The organism is Streptomyces acidicola (genome assembly GCF_009377235.1).
In the GTDB taxonomy this organism is placed as follows: Bacteria; Actinomycetota; Actinomycetes; order Streptomycetales; family Streptomycetaceae; genus Streptomyces; species Streptomyces acidicola.
The window spans coordinates 1-14592 of record NZ_VMNX01000238.1 but is presented as its reverse complement, the minus strand read 5'-3'; the positions used below and the strand labels follow the sequence as shown (position 1 = coordinate 14592).

Here is a 14592-nt window from a genome sequence, read left to right as displayed (position 1 = left end):
GCCGCGGGGGCGGCCGGGGCCGGGGCCTCGGCGGCGGCCGGAGCGGCAGCAGGGGGCGCGGCGATAGCCGCTCCAGTGGAGCCGGTGCTCGCACCGGGGGGCGCGCCCGTGCCGTCGTCGATGACGGCCAGCTCGGCGCCGACCTCGACCGTCTCGTCCTCGGCGACCTTGATGGACGCCAGTACACCGGCGGCGGGCGAGGGGATCTCGGTGTCGACCTTGTCGGTGGACACCTCCAGCAGCGGCTCGTCGGCCTCGACGCGCTCGCCCTCGGCCTTCAGCCAGCGGGTGACAGTGCCCTCGGTGACGCTCTCACCGAGCGCCGGAAGGGTTACGGAAACCGCCATGGTTTCGGTTGCTCCTTAGGAATTGCGGAAGTCAGTGTCGTCGCATTTGTCGCGCCCGGGGACTGAAGGTGTCAGTCGTGGGAGTGGAGGGGCTTGCCCGCGAGGGCCAGGTGGGCCTCGCCGAGCGCCTCGTTCTGCGTCGGGTGGGCGTGGATGAGCTGGGCCACCTCGGCCGGCAGCGCCTCCCAGTTGTAGACCAGCTGGGCCTCGCCGACCTGCTCGCCCATGCGGTCGCCGACCATGTGGACGCCGACCACGGCACCGTCCTTGACCTGGACGAGCTTGATCTCGCCCGCGGTCTTGAGGATCTTGCTCTTGCCGTTGCCCGCGAGGTTGTACTTCAGAGCGACGACCTTGTCCGCGCCGTAGACCTCCTTGGCCTTGGCCTCGGTGATGCCCACGGAGGCGACCTCCGGGTGGCAGTACGTCACCCGCGGCACGCCGTCGTAGTCGATCGGGACGGTCTTCAGACCGGCCAGACGCTCCGCCACCAGGATGCCCTCGGCGAAGCCGACGTGGGCGAGCTGGAGGGTCGGGACCAGGTCACCGACGGCGGAGATGGTCGGGACGTTCGTCTGCATGTACTCGTCGACGAGGACGTAGCCGCGGTCCATGGCGACCCCGGCCTCCTCGTAGCCGAGGCCCTGTGAGACCGGGCCGCGGCCGACGGCGACGAGGAGGATCTCCGCCTCGAACTCCTTGCCGTCGGCGAGCGTGACCTTGACACCGTCCGCCGTGTACTCGGCCTTCTGGAAGAAGGTGCCGAGGTTGAACTTGATGCCGCGCTTGCGGAACGCGCGCTCAAGAAGCTTCGAGCTGTTCTCGTCCTCGACCGGGACGAGGTGCTTCATGCCCTCGATGATCGTGATGTCCGAGCCGAAGGACTTCCACGCGGAGGCGAACTCGACACCGATGACACCGCCGCCGAGAACGATCGCGGACTTCGGCACACGGTCCAGGACGAGGGCGTGGTCCGAGGAGATGATGCGGTTGCCGTCGATCTCCAGGCCCGGCAGCGACTTCGGCACGGAGCCGGTCGCGAGCAGGATGTGACGGCCCTGGATCCGCTGACCGTTCACGTCCACCGAGGTCGGGGAGGACAGGCGCCCCTCACCCTCGATGTAGGTCACCTTGCGCGAGGCGACGAGGCCCTGCAGACCCTTGTACAGGCCCGAGATGACCTCGTCCTTGTACTTGTGGACGGCCGGGACGTCGATGCCCTCGAACGTGGCCTTCACGCCGAACTGCGCGCTCTCGCGGGCCTGGTCGGCGATCTCGCCCGCGTGGAGCAGGGCCTTGGTGGGGATGCAACCCCGGTGCAGGCAGGTACCGCCGACCTTGTCCTTCTCGATCAGGGCGACGTCCAGGCCCAGCTGCGCCCCGCGCAGGGCCGCGGCGTAACCACCGCTACCACCGCCGAGGATCACTAGGTCGAAAACGGTGCTGGCGTCGTTCGCCACGTCACGTCCTCCATGCATGTGCGCCGTGCGACGGTCTACGGTGACCGGTCGGCGGCTGGTGTCCGGCCGCTCATTTGCTTCGGCCCTTCGGTGGGGCCCTGTCCTGCCGTGCCCCATCTTCGCACTTGTCGGTGGCATCCGGGACGCGGGGCTGCGGTGTGAGACGCCACACGTAGGGAGGCGCCGCGTAAGGGGCGCGGGGCTGTGTCGATTTGCGGCTCCGCCGCGTGGGCGCGAAGCACATATGGCCCGCAGCCGCCCAACGACAGAAAGAACCGAGTTCGTGGGCGACGGAGCCCACATGCACGAAAGCCCCGCCGCCCGGAGAAACCTCAGCCCAGATCCCCCGAAGCCGCCAGCTCGGCAACCCGCACCAGCGTGCGCACCGCGCTGCCCGTACCACCCTTCGGCGTGTAACCGAACGGCGCGGACTCGTTGAAGGCCGGCCCCGCGATGTCCAGGTGCGCCCAGGTGATCCCCTCGCCCACGAACTCCTTCAGGAAGAGTCCGGCGACCAGACCGCCCCCGTACCGCTCACCCATGTTCGCGATGTCGGCGGTGGGGGAGTCCATCCCCTTGCGCAGATGGTCCGGCAGCGGCATGGGCCAGGCACCCTCACCGACTTCCACGGCGGCCTCGTACACCGCGGTGCGGAACGCGTCGTCGTTCGCCATGATCCCGAAGGTGCGGTTGCCGAGCGCCAGCATCATCGCGCCCGTCAGCGTGGCCACGTCGATGATCGCGTCCGGCTTGTCCTCGGAGGCCTTGGCGAGCGCGTCGGCCAGGACGAGGCGGCCCTCGGCGTCGGTGTTGAGGACCTCGACGGTCTTGCCGCTGTACATGCGCAGCACGTCACCCGGACGGGTCGCGGAGCCGGACGGCATGTTCTCGGCGAGGGCGAGCCAGCCGGTGACGTTCACCTCGAGACCGAGGCGCGCGGCGGCGACGACCGCGGCGAACACGGCGGCGGCGCCGCTCATGTCGCACTTCATCGTCTCGTTGTGCCCGGCGGGCTTCAGCGAGATGCCGCCCGAGTCGTACGTGATGCCCTTGCCGATGAACGCGAGGTGCTTCTTCGCCTTGGCGGAGGTGTACGACAGCTTCACCAGACGGGGTGCCGACGCCGACCCGACGCCCACACCGAGGATGCCGCCGTAGCCGCCCTTCTCCAGCGCCTTCTCGTCGAGCACCTGCACCTTGATGCCGTGCTCCTTGGCCGCGGCCTGCGCGACGGCGGCGAACGCCTCCGGGTTGAGGTCGTTCGGCGGGGTGTTGATCAGGTCGCGGGCGCGGTTCAGCTCCTCGGTCACGGCGGTGGCCCGCTCCGCGGCGTCCTTGTGGGCGCGGTCGCGGGTCTTGGCGCCGAGCAGGGCGACCTCGGCGAGCGGAGCCTTGTTGTTCTTCGCCTTGCCGTTCTTCGCCTTGGCGGAGTTGCCCTTGGCGGCGTTGCCGTTGTCGGAGTTGCCCTTGTACGTGTCGAAGGAGTACGCGCCGAGCAGCGCGCCCTCGCTGACCGCGGCGACATCACCGGCGTCCGTGATCGGCAGCGCGAACGCGGCCTTCTTCGAACCGGCCAGGGCCCGGGCCGCGGCACCGGCCGCGCGGCGCAGCGCCTCGGCCTCGAACGACGCGTCCTTCCCGGGCTCGGCTCCCAGGCCCACCGCCACCACGAGCGGCGCCTTGAAGCCGGCCGGCGCGGGCAGCTTCGTCACCTCGCCCTCGGTACCCGAGGCGCCCAGGGTCTTCAGGACGCCCGCCAGCTTGCCGTCGTACGCCTTGTCCACGGCCTCGGCGCCCGGCGCGACGACCAGGTCCCCGGACCCAGATGCAGAGCCCTTCGCGACACCGACCACGATCGCGTCGGCGCGGACGCCGGGTGCGGCGGCGGTGCTGAGAGTGAGAGCAGTCACGGTGGTGAAATCTCGCTTCCGGTTAAGTGTCAGTGGCCGAACGGATGGGTCGACCGGCCCTGTGGAAGACCCTGGATCCGCGTGTGCGGCAGCCCCGACCGGCCGGGGGAACCGCGGTGCGCGGCAGCCCCGGGCGGCCGGGGATCCGTGGCGCGCGGCGCCCACGGCCGGACCGGGAGTGCCGGGAACGAGCCTAGCCCTGTGCGGCCCGTCGGACCTGGGACGCGGGGGCCGGTCGCGTACTCCCCGGACATTCCAGGCCGCTTCCCCGAGCCTTCGGTCCGGCTGTTCGGGCTCGTGGCTCCAGCCTCCACGAGCTCCCGGCTCCGCCCGCACAGGGACATCCCCATGGCTTCCGCATAGGGGGATCCCCATGGCCCGCACTCCCGCCGTGCCCGGAACCGGCCCCCCAGGAGATCATCTTTGGGGCACACTGCCGTACGTATGTACCCCCTTGGAGCCCGACCGGTGAAACGCCCGCTCGTTCTGTGCGCCCTGCTTCTGCTGCTCACTGCCTGCACGACCGCCCCCGACGACAAGCCGGAGGCCGGTGACGAACGCTGGCGGCCCCGCCCCGGCACCGCCTGGCAGTGGCAGCTCAGCGGGCGCCTGGACACCTCCGTCGATGTGCCCGTGTACGACATCGACGGCTTCGACCACTCGGCCGACACGGTCGACGGACTCCACCGCGACGGCCGCAAGGTCATCTGCTACCTGTCGACCGGAGCCTGGGAGGAGTTCCGCCCGGACGCGGACGACTTCCCCGAGTCCCTCCTCGGCCGCGGCAACGGCTGGGAGGGCGAGCGCTGGCTCGACATCCGCCGCACCGACGTCCTGGAACCCCTCATGGCCGCCCGCCTCGACATGTGTGAGGAGAAGGGCTTCGACGCGGTGGAGCCGGACAACATGGACGGTTACCAGAACCGCACGGGCTTCCGCCTCACGGCCGCCGACCAGCTCCGCTACAACCGGCTCATCGCCCGCCTCGCCCATGAACGCGGCCTGGCCGTCGGCCTGAAGAACGACCTCGCCCAGATCCCGCAGCTGGTCGACGACTTCGACTTCGCGGTCAACGAACAGTGCGCCCAGTACCGGGAGTGCGACGAGATGACGCCCTTCATCGAGGCGGACAAGGCGGTCTTCCACGTCGAGTACGAACTCGGCACGGGCAGCTTCTGCCCCGAGGCCCGGCGGCTGCGGCTGAGCTCGATGCTCAAGAAGTACGAGCTGGGGGTGTGGCGGCGGGCCTGCTGAGAGCCGCCGTCCCCGTCATCCGAACGATCCGAACGAGAGCACGACCAGCGCCGCCGTCGCCGCCGTCTCCGCCAGGGCGCCGAACACATCACCCGTCACCCCGCCGAAGCGGCGGGTGCAGTGCCGCAGCAGCACCTCGGCGGCGGCACAGGCGACGACGACCGCGAGGACCGTACGGAGGACGACGTCGTACGGCCCGACAAGCGTGCTCACCCCGCCCGCGGCGCACACGACCAGGCCCGCCACGAGAGCCGCGTTCCGCACGGGGACCGTGCCCGCGACCGCCGCGCCCAGGCCCTCGGGCCGGGCCGGCGGCACGCCCCTGCGCGCGGCCAGGGTCAGGGCGAGCCGGGCCGCGGTCGCCGAGACGGCGGCGGCGAGGGCGCCCCGGGTCCAGGACTGCCCGTACGCCTCGGCGAGCGCGGCGACTTGGGCGAGCAGTACGAAGACCAGGGTGAGGACGCCGAACGGGCCGATGTCCGACTGCTTCATGATCCGCAGCGCGTCCTCGGCGGGTTTGCCGCTGCCGAGCCCGTCGGCCGTGTCGGCGAGGCCGTCGAGGTGCAGGCCCCGGGTCAGCGCGGCGGGCACGGCGGCGGTGGCCACGGCCGCGAGCAGGGGGCCCGCGCCGAGCAGGAGCAGCAGCAGTCCGAGTGCGGCGGAGAGGAGCCCGACGACCAGGCCGGCGACCGGCGCGCACAGCATCCCGGCACGTGCGGCGTCACGGTCCCAGCGGGTCACCGTGACGGGCAGCACGGTCAGGGTGCCGAAGGCGAAGCGCAGGCCGTCGGGGAGGGAGGACACGGACACCGGCTTGGACATCGGCGCAGGCTATCCGGCGGCTTCGCGGCCACCGTCGGCGGGCCGACAACCAGGAGGTGGCTTAAATCATGACTAAAGTGCGCATATGGGTTACTGGTTGCATCGGAACATCATCGAACCGGGCAAACTTCCCCTCCTGCTCGCCCTCACCGCCTTCGTGCTGACGTTCGTGATCGCCCGGGTCATCACCCGCATGATCCGCGCGGGCAAGGGGCCGTTCCGCAACATCGACTCCGGCGGCGTGCACATCCACCACGTGGTCCCCGGCGTCCTGCTGATGGTGGCCGGCGGCTTCGGCGCGGTGGCGAGCGGACGGGAAGGGGTCGGCCCCGCCCTGTGCGCCGTGCTGTTCGGGGTGGGCGTGGGCCTGGTGCTGGACGAGTTCGCGCTGATCCTGCACCTCCACGACGTGTACTGGACCGAACAGGGCCGCAAGAGCGTCGAGATGGTGGTCATGACGGCGGCTCTCGTCAGCCTGGTGCTCTGCGGCTTCCTGCCGTTCGGGGTCAACGACGTGGGCCGGCAGGAACTGGCGGACCGCGGCTCGGTGATCCTCAGCGTCGGCCTGAACTTCCTCTTCGCGCTGCTCGCCCTCAGCAAGGGCAAGGCCCGCATCGCGCTCTTCGGCGTGATCGTGCCCTTCATCGCCGTGATCGGGGCGATCCGGCTGGCCCGCCCCCACTCGCCGTGGGCCAGGCACTTCTACCGCCGCCGCCCGCGCGCCCGCGCCAGATCCCAGCTGCGCGCCTTCCACCACGACCGCCGCTGGGCGGGGCTGAGCCGCAAGGTTCAGGACTGGATCGGAGGCGCACCCGACGGCCCGACCGGAGCGTCCGTCCACACCGCCGACCGTCGCTGACGCCACTGGGACACCCCGCACACCACCAGCACCGCCGCGATCGCCGCCACGTGCTCCTTGCCCGCGAGGTTCTCCTTCAGCAGCAGCTCGACGACCATCGCCACGACCACCGCCGCCGCCGTGACGTATGCCCGGTAGCGCCAGCCCACGAACACGGCGAGCCCGACCACGGCGGCCGACGGCCCGGTGTCCACGACCCGCCCGTCCGACGCGGGCAGCCCGAAGAGCACGTCCGGACCGAGCGCGACGCCCACACGCGCGTACAGCGTGCCCGCCAGCGTGGCGACGTACGCGACGGCGAGCGTCCGCCGACGGCCCAGAGAGATCTCCGCGATCCCGAACACGACCAGGATCTGCAGGAGTCCGCCCCACACGGGCAGATCCAGGGCCGGTACGAAGAGGGAGAGCGGCGTGCGCAGCAGGGCGAGCCAGAGGGGGTCGTCGGCGCGTACGACGCCGATGTCCTGCACGAACCCGTAACCCCACGACCGGCCGTGCACGAAGTGCAGGAGCGCGGTGAGGCCCACCGCGGCGAGGGCCAGCGGCACGGCCCTGAGGCGCTCGCGCACCACCACCGGACGCACGGTGTCGTACAGCCGCCCCCACTCGGCCCGGACCAGCCGCACGAGGACGCCGCCGAGGACGCTCGGGCGCGTCCTCATCCGCCGATCCTCCCGCCGACCCACATGCGCCCGTCCTCCGTCGCAGTCCGGCCCGCCCTTGCCGACGTGCCGTGTTCGAAGACCGAAGGGCACGCGGGGAAGTTGAGCGGGACCGGGGTGATCCCGCTCTCGCGGGTGGTGACGGACCTTGTATTCGGTCCGTTCGTGCGATGGTAGGTCGGCCGCGGCCGGTTTGTGGCGGCCGAGATTCGCGGTCGCGGCGGAAGAGTTCCGCGGTCGCGGCGGAAGAGTTCCGTGGCCGCGGTGGACGAGTCCGGTGGCCGCGGTGGAAGAGACCGGCGGTCGCGGTGGAAGAGCCCGGTGGCCGCGGCGGAAGGGGGGCCGCCGACAGGGACCCGCCCGTCAGATCAGCCGGCCGCCGCCGAATTCCCCGGCTCCTCCGGCTCCTCAGGCTCCTCCGGCTTGTCCAGCGCCTTCGGTTCCTTCGGTTCCTTCGGCTCAGGCTGTTCCTCCGGCAGCTCCGCCGCCAGGGCGGCCGCCGCCTGGACCAGCGGCAGGGCCAGGAGCGCGCCCATGCCCTCGCCGACGCCCACGCCGTGGTCGAGGAGCGGCTCGATGGCCATGCGGTCGAGGGCCTTCGCCTGCGCCGGCTCCCCGCTGTTGTGTCCGGCCAGCCACCAGTCCGGCGCCCGGAAGGCGACCCGCTGGCCGACGAGGGCGCACGCGGCCGACACGACGCCGTCCAGGATCACCGGGGTCTTGCGTACGGCGCTCTGGAGCAGGAAGCCCGTCATCGCGGCCAGGTCGGCGCCGCCCACCGTCGCCAGCAACTGCAACTGGTCCCCGAGCACGGGCCGGGCCCGCCGCAGGGCGTCCCGCACGGCCGCGCACTTCCGCATCCACGCCAGGTCGTCGATCGCCACCCCGCCCCGCCCGGTGACGACGGACGCGTCCGTGCCGCACAGCGCCGCGACCAGTACCGCCGCCGCCGTGGTCCCCCCGACGCTCACATCCCCGAGCACGACCAGATCCGTACCGGAGTCGGCCTCCTCGTCGGCGACCGCGACCCCCGCCAGGAACGCCGCCTCCGCCTCCTGGAGGGTCAGCGCGTCCTCGATGTCGATCCGCCCGGACCCGCGCCGCACCCGGTGCCGTACGACCTCGTCCGGCAGCTCCTCCGGCGCGCAGTCCAGCGCCATGTCCACCACCCGCACGGGCACGTCGAGCCGCCGGGCCAGCACCGATACGGGGCTGCCCCCGTCGAGCACCGCCCGCACCAGCTCGCGCGCCGAGCCCGCGGGCCGCGTGGAGACGCCGAGTTCGGCGACCCCGTGGTCACCCGCGAACAGCACCACACGCGGCCGGGTGACCGGCCGCACCGGCACGGAGGCCTGCGCCGCCGCCAGCCACTCGCCCAGGTCGTCGAGGCGCCCCAGCGCCCCGGGTGGCACGATCTGTCGCTCCCGCCGCGCCTCGGCGTCGCGGCGCACCCCGCCGTCGGGGCGCTCGATCAGGTCGGTGAAGTCGTCGAGATTAAGCGAGCTCATTCGCTGAACAGTACCGGCAGCGGTCGAACACGGCGGCGCCACATCAGCGCCACGTCATTGCACCCGGGATGGCGATCCCATACGTTCCTTTTGTTCTGGAATGTCACACAGCTGATATGGCTGCTGAGACGTCCGCGGAGGCCTCTACTGAGGCGTCCGCTGAGACGTCTGCCGCGAACTCTGCTGTGAACTCTGCTGTTTAACTCTGCTTGACGAGGCAGGAGCCGCGATGTCGTTCCACGAGCCGTTCCACGAACCGCGCCGCGACGACTGCCCCTGGTGCGGTGCGCGACGGCTGCGCACCCGTGTCCGTACGCCCGACCCGGCGCGGCGCACCCCGGGCACGTTCGTGGTCGACGAGTGCCGGGCCTGCGGCCACACCTTTCAGAACCCGCGGCTCACGGCGCAGGCACTGGCCGCCAGGGACACCCGCGGACGCCCCGACGCCTCCGTCGAACGCGCCCTCGGCGCCCGCGGCATCCGGCGGCGCCACCTGGCCGCCGCCCGCGCGATGCTCCCGTACTCCGAGCCCGAGAGCTGGCTCGATGTCGGCACCGGCCACGGGCAGTTCCCGGAGATCGCGAAGGAAGTGCACGCGTACACCTCCTTCGACGGGCTCGACGCCACACCGCGTGTCCAGCGGGCCCGTGCCGCCGGGCGGATCGAGGAGGCCCACCAGGGCCTGCTCGCCGACCCGGAGATCACCGGACGGCTGCGCGGCCGCTACGACGTGGTCAGCATGGTCCACCACCTGGAGCACACCCCCGACCCGCGCGCGGAACTCCGCGCCGCCCTCGAGGTGCTCCGCCCCGGCGGCCATCTCCTCGTCGAAGTCCCGGACCCCGCCTGCGCGTTCGGCACGCTGCTCGGCACCTGGTGGGTGGCGTACGACCAGCCGCGCCACCTGCACCTGATGCCGCGGCGGAACCTGGTGCGGGAGCTTCAGGCGCAGGGCTGCGAGGTCGTCGCCACGGACCGGCGCGCCCCGCACATCCCGTACGACCTGACCGGCGCCCTCTGTCTGGTGCTGGCCCGCCTGCGCGCCCGGGCGGCACTGACCCGGGCCTGCGCTCCCCTTCTGGCCGGGGCCGCCGCCCTGGACGTCGGCCTCGCCCCGCTGCTGAGCCGCACCCGCTTCTCCAACGCGTACCGGGTCATCGCGCGCCGACCGGCGGACAACCCCAGGGCGTCAACCACGTAGCGGCAGCGCCTGCCCCGCCACCACCAGCAGCACATGCTCGCACTCGCTTGCGAACGCCGCGTTCAGGCGCCCGAGTTCGTCCCGGTAGCGACGCCCCGAAGCCGTCGCGGGGACGATCCCCGAGCCCACCTCGTTCGACACCGCGACGACCGTACGGCGGGTCTCGCGGAGGGCCTCGGTCAGTTCCCGCACCCGCGCCCGCAGCGCCCGCTCACCCCCGTCGGCCCACTCGGCGTCGTCCCAGGCGTCGACGGAGTCCATCGCGTCGGTCAGCCACAGCGACAGACAGTCGATCAGCAGGGGCGTGCCGTCGTCCTTCAGCAGGGGCACCAGGTCGCAGGTCTCGACGGTGCGCCACGAGCCGGGCCGCCGCTCACGGTGGGCGGCGACCCGGGCCCCCCACTCGCTGTCCTCGTTGCGCGTCCCGCCCGTCGCCACGTACAGCACGTCCGGGAACGACTCCAGGCGCCGCTCGGCCTCCACCGACTTCCCGGACCGTGCCCCGCCCAGCACGAGGGTGCGCCGGGGCACCTCCGGTACGTCCTCGTAGACGCCCACGGTCAGCGTCGTACCGTCCGGCACGGCCCGCGCCCCGGCGGCCGCCAGCCGCCGGCCGAGTTCGGTGCCGGGCGGCACGTCGTGGTCGAGGTGCACGGCGACCACGTCGGTCGCCGGCCCGACGGCCCCCGCCGCCCGCAGCCGCGCCAGCGCGTCCGGCCGCCCCACGACATCGGCGAGAACCATGTCGTACGGCTCGGCGGACTGCTCCTCGATCCCCGCGGGCGCGGCGCCCGGCGGCAGGTACAGCAGCCGCTGCCCGTCCGGTCCCGTCACCGCGTACCCCGTACCCGGCGCGTCCATCGCCACCGCCCGCACCCGATGCCCGGTCAGCAGCGCCAACTCCCTTCCGTCCGGCACCCGTCCGGGCTGCGGCAGCCCCGCCGGGACCTCGACCGCGGGCCCGCCGTGCGGATGCGAGAGCAGCACCTGCCGTACGCCGGCCAGTGTGTGCCCGGAGCGGGCGGCGGCGAGGGCGGCGCCGGGCGTCAGGTCGAGCAGCAGTGTGCCGTCGACCAGCAGCGCGGTCGCCTCGCGCGCGTCGGCCCCCAGCGAGTGCGCGCAGGCCGCGCAGGGGCAGTCGGGGCGGGGGAGGCCCTCAGGGGCGCCGGTGCCGAGCAGTGTCAGTTCCACGGCCCTGATTTTCCCGTATCGGCCGGAGTGCCCGCAGATCTTGTGCGTCCGACCAGGCTCAGGGCCGCCACACGAGTCGGAGACACTCCGGGCAGGAACCGGATCTTGCTCGGTACTGTGTATCGGTACCCGGTGGATTCCTATGGAGGCTCACATGGCGGCATGGACGTGGCGGTTCGAGAAGGCCGACGGGGCGGAGGTCCAGCCCTCGGTGCAGCCCGACGACTTCACCACGCAGGGGGATGCCGAGTCCTGGATCGGTGAACACTGGAAGGCCCTGATCGAGGGAGGCGCGGACCAGGTCCGGCTGTTCGAGGACACGGCGCAGGTCTACGGGCCCATGAATCTGCACGCGGAGTAGCTCCGCCGCGGGCCGTTTCGCGGGTGTGGGGTGCGGAGTGCGGAGTGCGGGGCGCGTGGTGCGGGCCTCGCCTCAGCCCCGCACCCCGCACAGGTGCAGCAGGGCCGCGACCCCGCGGTACGGATCCGTCCGCCCGGCCCGTTCCTCCGCCGCCAGCAGCGCGTCCACTTCCCCGGGGTTCTCGGGGACGGGGGCGTCGTCCGCCGCGAGGTCCGTGAAGATCCGGACGCCGTACCAGGTGTGGAGCGGGGCGCCGATGCCCGCGAGGGCCGACGTGAGGGCGTCGAGGCGGTCGGCGCGGACGCCGCGCCCCAGGTGATTCGTGTAGGCGGTGGTGTCGAACGAGGCCAGCGCCGTCGCCCAGTCCCCGGCCAGTCCCGGGCGCATGGCGAGCGCGTCCCCGTTCCGCACGAGGAGCGAGAGGAGCCCTCCGGGCGCCAGCATCCGGGCCAGACCCGCCAGCAGCGCGTCCGGGTTCTCGACGTACATCAGCACCCCGTGACACAGCACCACGTCGAAGCTGCCCGGCAGGAAGTGGACGCCCGTGTCCCGGCCGTCGCTCTCGACCAGCCGGACCCGGCTGCGTATGCCCTCGGGCTCAGCGGCGAGTGCCTCCCGGGCCAGGGCGAGCATCGTCGCGTCCTGCTCGACACCGGTCACCTTGTGCCCGGCCCGGGCCAGCCGCAGCGCCTGCGTGCCCTGGCCCATACCGACGTCCAGCACCCGCAGCCGCTGCCCGACGGGGAACTGCCCGGCCATCTGCTCGTCGAGCTGCCGGGCCACCAGTTCCTGCCGTACGACCTCACGCAGCCCGCCCAGCCCGTTCAGCCGGGCCTGCGCCTCGTCCCCGGAGAAAGACGTCGTGCTCAGGGCCGCTCTCCGCGCTTGACCTGCGGCTTCGGCAGCCGGAGGCGACGCATCTGGAGAGTACGCATCAGCGCGTAGGCGACGGCCCCGCGCCTGTTCTGGTCGGGGAAGCGCTCGGTCAGCTGCTTCTTCAGGCGGAAGCCGATCCAGATCGAGTCGACCACGATCAGCACGATCACGAAGAGCCACAGCAGCAGCGCGATGTTCTGCAGCGACGCCACCCGCACCATGCTCAGCACAAGGATGATCACGGCCAGCGGCAGGAAGAACTCGGCGATGGAGAACCGCGAGTCCACGAAGTCACGCGCGAACTTCCGCACCGGGCCCTTGTCACGGACCGGCAGGTAGCGCTCGTCACCGCCCGCCAGCGCCTGGCGCTGCTTCTCCAGCGCGGCCCGGCGCTCGTCCCGGGCGCGCTTGGAAGCCTCCTTGCGCGTCGTCGGCGTGTTGGCGACGCTGCGGCGCTGGGACTGGGCCTCACTGCGCTTGGGCGTGGGCCTGCCCTTGGGGGCCTGCGGGTCACGGGTCTGCGGGGAGTCGGTCACCGGCGCCTTGTCGGCCGCCCGGTCCTTCTCGTTCTTGGCACGGCTACGGAACACAAAACCCAAGGGTACGGGGTTTCCTGGCATGGACCCCAGCCGGGCGGGGAACGATCCGGCAACACCGCTCGTCAACTAAAGGGGACAGAGTGGCCTGAAAAGGAAGGCCGGCGACGGTCCGCTCCGAGGGAACCTGAGGAATTCCGGGACCTGTCCCGTACACAACCCCGGGAGACACCTACTCCCTACGCCGGAGCAGTGCCGTACGCAGTCGTCCTTGGGGATGAGCGCATCCGTCCCCGAACAGTGCGGTAATGGATGCAGACCCCGTACCGTGGGATCTGTTGTAGTCGCTGGAGCTGGAGTCCGTCAGAAGGGGGCGCGCGAAGCCCATGAGCGGTGTTATGAAGCGTATGGGGATGATCTTCCGCGCGAAGGCGAACAAGGCCCTTGACAGGGCCGAGGACCCGCGCGAGACCCTCGATTACTCGTACCAGAAGCAGCTGGAGCTGCTACAGAAGGTGCGTCGCGGAGTCGCCGACGTGGCGACCTCGCGCAAGCGCCTGGAACTGCAGCTGAACCAGCTCCAGTCCCAGTCGTCCAAGCTGGAGGACCAGGGCCGCAAGGCGCTCGCGCTGGGCCGCGAGGACCTGGCCCGTGAGGCGCTGTCGCGCCGTGCCGCGCTCCAGCAGCAGGTGACGGACCTGGAGACGCAGCACCAGACGTTGCAGGGCGAGGAGGAGAAGCTCACCCTGGCGGCCCAGCGCCTCCAGGCGAAGGTGGACGCCTTCCGCACCAAGAAGGAAACCATCAAGGCGACCTACACGGCGGCCCAGGCGCAGACCCGGATCGGCGAGGCCTTCTCCGGCATCTCCGAGGAGATGGGCGACGTCGGCATGGCCATCCAGCGGGCCGAGGACAAGACGGCCCAGCTCCAGGCGCGGGCGGGCGCCATCGACGAACTGCTCGCCTCGGGTGCCCTGGACGACCCCTCCGGCATGGCCAAGGACGACATCCAGGCCGAGCTGGACCGGCTCTCCGGTGGTACGGATGTGGAGCTGGAACTGCAGCGCATGAAGGCGGAGCTGGCGGGAGGCTCGTCCTCGCAGCAGCAGGCGATCGAGGAGGGTACGGGCGCGGGTGACGCCTCCCGGACGAAGTCCCAGCAGGACACCCCGCGCTTCGACAAGCAGTGACCGCCTGACGGTCCGCGTCCCACGCCTGAGGAGGGCGACATGATCGTACGGATCATGGGGGAGGGGCAGGTGAGGCTGGACGACAGCCACCTCACCGAACTGAACAAGCTCGACGACGAACTGCTGGTGGAGGTGGAGAGCGGCGACGGTCCGGGATTCCGGCGCACTCTCCACTCCCTGCTGGACAAGGTCCGCGAACTGGGCACGCCCCTGCCGGACGACGCGCTGGAGCCCTCCGAACTGATCCTCCCGTCTCCGGACGCGACCCTTGAGCAGGTCCGCGAGCTCCTGCACGAGGAGGGGCTGATCCCGGGCTGACGCCGGTGCGTCGCGCCCCGACGGGGTTGGTTCTCGCCCCCGCCGCCCCTACCCGTCCCATCCCAGGGGGCTCCGCCCCGGACCCCCTCTTCGGGTT

15 protein-coding genes are annotated in these 14592 nt (G+C 71.8%); 6 read left to right on the top strand and 9 right to left on the bottom strand.

Annotation, left to right across the window (positions count from 1 at the left end; translation table 11 throughout):
• The 3 genes from FPZ41_RS38000 to FPZ41_RS37990 form a co-directional block, all read right to left on the bottom strand.
• On the bottom strand, positions 1-347 hold a 347-nt coding region (locus FPZ41_RS38000; protein WP_322621248.1), incomplete at its 3' end, for a biotin/lipoyl-containing protein.
• A 71-nt stretch (positions 348-418) separates the two neighbouring features.
• A complete protein-coding gene (gene lpdA, locus FPZ41_RS37995; RefSeq protein ID WP_322621247.1) occupies positions 419-1807 on the bottom strand; it encodes a dihydrolipoyl dehydrogenase in 1389 nt (462 codons plus the stop codon).
• 332 nt (positions 1808-2139) lie between these two features.
• A complete protein-coding gene (locus FPZ41_RS37990; RefSeq protein ID WP_322621246.1) occupies positions 2140-3717 on the bottom strand; it encodes a leucyl aminopeptidase in 1578 nt (525 codons plus the stop codon).
• Between the two features lie 444 nt (positions 3718-4161).
• Between FPZ41_RS37990 and FPZ41_RS37985 the strand changes: the two genes are divergently transcribed.
• A complete protein-coding gene (locus FPZ41_RS37985; RefSeq protein ID WP_152868303.1) occupies positions 4162-4971 on the top strand; it encodes an endo alpha-1,4 polygalactosaminidase in 810 nt (269 codons plus the stop codon).
• Between the two features lie 15 nt (positions 4972-4986).
• Here the strand turns inward: FPZ41_RS37985 and FPZ41_RS37980 are convergent, their stop codons facing one another.
• A complete protein-coding gene (locus tag FPZ41_RS37980) occupies positions 4987-5793 on the bottom strand; it encodes an adenosylcobinamide-GDP ribazoletransferase (protein ID WP_152868302.1) in 807 nt (268 codons plus the stop codon).
• Between the two features lie 85 nt (positions 5794-5878).
• On the opposite strand from FPZ41_RS37980, the gene FPZ41_RS37975 reads away from it, so the two are divergent.
• On the top strand, positions 5879-6652 hold the full coding sequence (locus FPZ41_RS37975) for a hypothetical protein (RefSeq protein ID WP_152868300.1): 774 nt from the start codon (positions 5879-5881) through the stop codon (positions 6650-6652).
• Here the strand turns inward: FPZ41_RS37975 and FPZ41_RS47530 are convergent.
• Together FPZ41_RS47530 and cobT are read right to left on the bottom strand one after the other, a co-directional pair.
• Entirely contained in the window at positions 6583-7314 is a 732-nt protein-coding gene (locus FPZ41_RS47530) for a hypothetical protein (RefSeq protein WP_194236361.1), read from the bottom strand. The genes FPZ41_RS37975 and FPZ41_RS47530 overlap by 70 nt on opposite strands.
• Positions 7315-7682: 368 nt before the next feature.
• Positions 7683-8822, bottom strand: coding sequence for a nicotinate-nucleotide--dimethylbenzimidazole phosphoribosyltransferase (gene cobT / locus FPZ41_RS37965; RefSeq protein WP_152868298.1), 1140 nt, complete (start codon positions 8820-8822; stop codon positions 7683-7685).
• A gap of 229 nt (positions 8823-9051) precedes the next feature.
• On the opposite strand from cobT, the gene FPZ41_RS37960 reads away from it, so the two are divergent.
• A complete protein-coding gene (locus tag FPZ41_RS37960; protein ID WP_152868296.1) occupies positions 9052-10023 on the top strand; it encodes a class I SAM-dependent methyltransferase in 972 nt (323 codons plus the stop codon).
• Here FPZ41_RS37960 and FPZ41_RS37955 read toward each other — a convergent pair.
• On the bottom strand, positions 10012-11214 hold the full coding sequence (locus FPZ41_RS37955) for a bifunctional adenosylcobinamide kinase/adenosylcobinamide-phosphate guanylyltransferase (protein WP_322621245.1): 1203 nt from the start codon (positions 11212-11214) through the stop codon (positions 10012-10014). The genes FPZ41_RS37960 and FPZ41_RS37955 overlap by 12 nt on opposite strands.
• A gap of 154 nt (positions 11215-11368) precedes the next feature.
• On the opposite strand from FPZ41_RS37955, the gene FPZ41_RS37950 reads away from it, so the two are divergent.
• On the top strand, positions 11369-11575 hold the full coding sequence (locus tag FPZ41_RS37950) for a hypothetical protein (RefSeq protein ID WP_152868293.1): 207 nt from the start codon (positions 11369-11371) through the stop codon (positions 11573-11575).
• Between the two features lie 72 nt (positions 11576-11647).
• Here the strand turns inward: FPZ41_RS37950 and FPZ41_RS37945 are convergent, their stop codons facing one another.
• On the bottom strand, positions 11648-12358 hold the full coding sequence (locus tag FPZ41_RS37945; RefSeq protein WP_322621244.1) for a class I SAM-dependent methyltransferase: 711 nt from the start codon (positions 12356-12358) through the stop codon (positions 11648-11650).
• Between the two features lie 83 nt (positions 12359-12441).
• Complete coding sequence (locus tag FPZ41_RS37940) at positions 12442-13071, bottom strand: DUF3043 domain-containing protein (RefSeq protein ID WP_152868291.1); 630 nt, start codon at positions 13069-13071, stop codon at positions 12442-12444.
• Positions 13072-13373: 302 nt separating this feature from the next.
• Here FPZ41_RS37940 and FPZ41_RS37935 point away from each other — a divergent pair, with 302 nt between their 5' ends.
• Complete coding sequence (locus tag FPZ41_RS37935; protein ID WP_152868289.1) at positions 13374-14177, top strand: PspA/IM30 family protein; 804 nt, start codon at positions 13374-13376, stop codon at positions 14175-14177.
• A 39-nt stretch (positions 14178-14216) separates the two neighbouring features.
• Positions 14217-14495, top strand: coding sequence for a PspA-associated protein PspAA (pspAA, locus tag FPZ41_RS37930; RefSeq protein WP_152868287.1), 279 nt, complete (start codon positions 14217-14219; stop codon positions 14493-14495).
• The last annotated feature ends 97 nt before the right edge of the window (positions 14496-14592 follow it).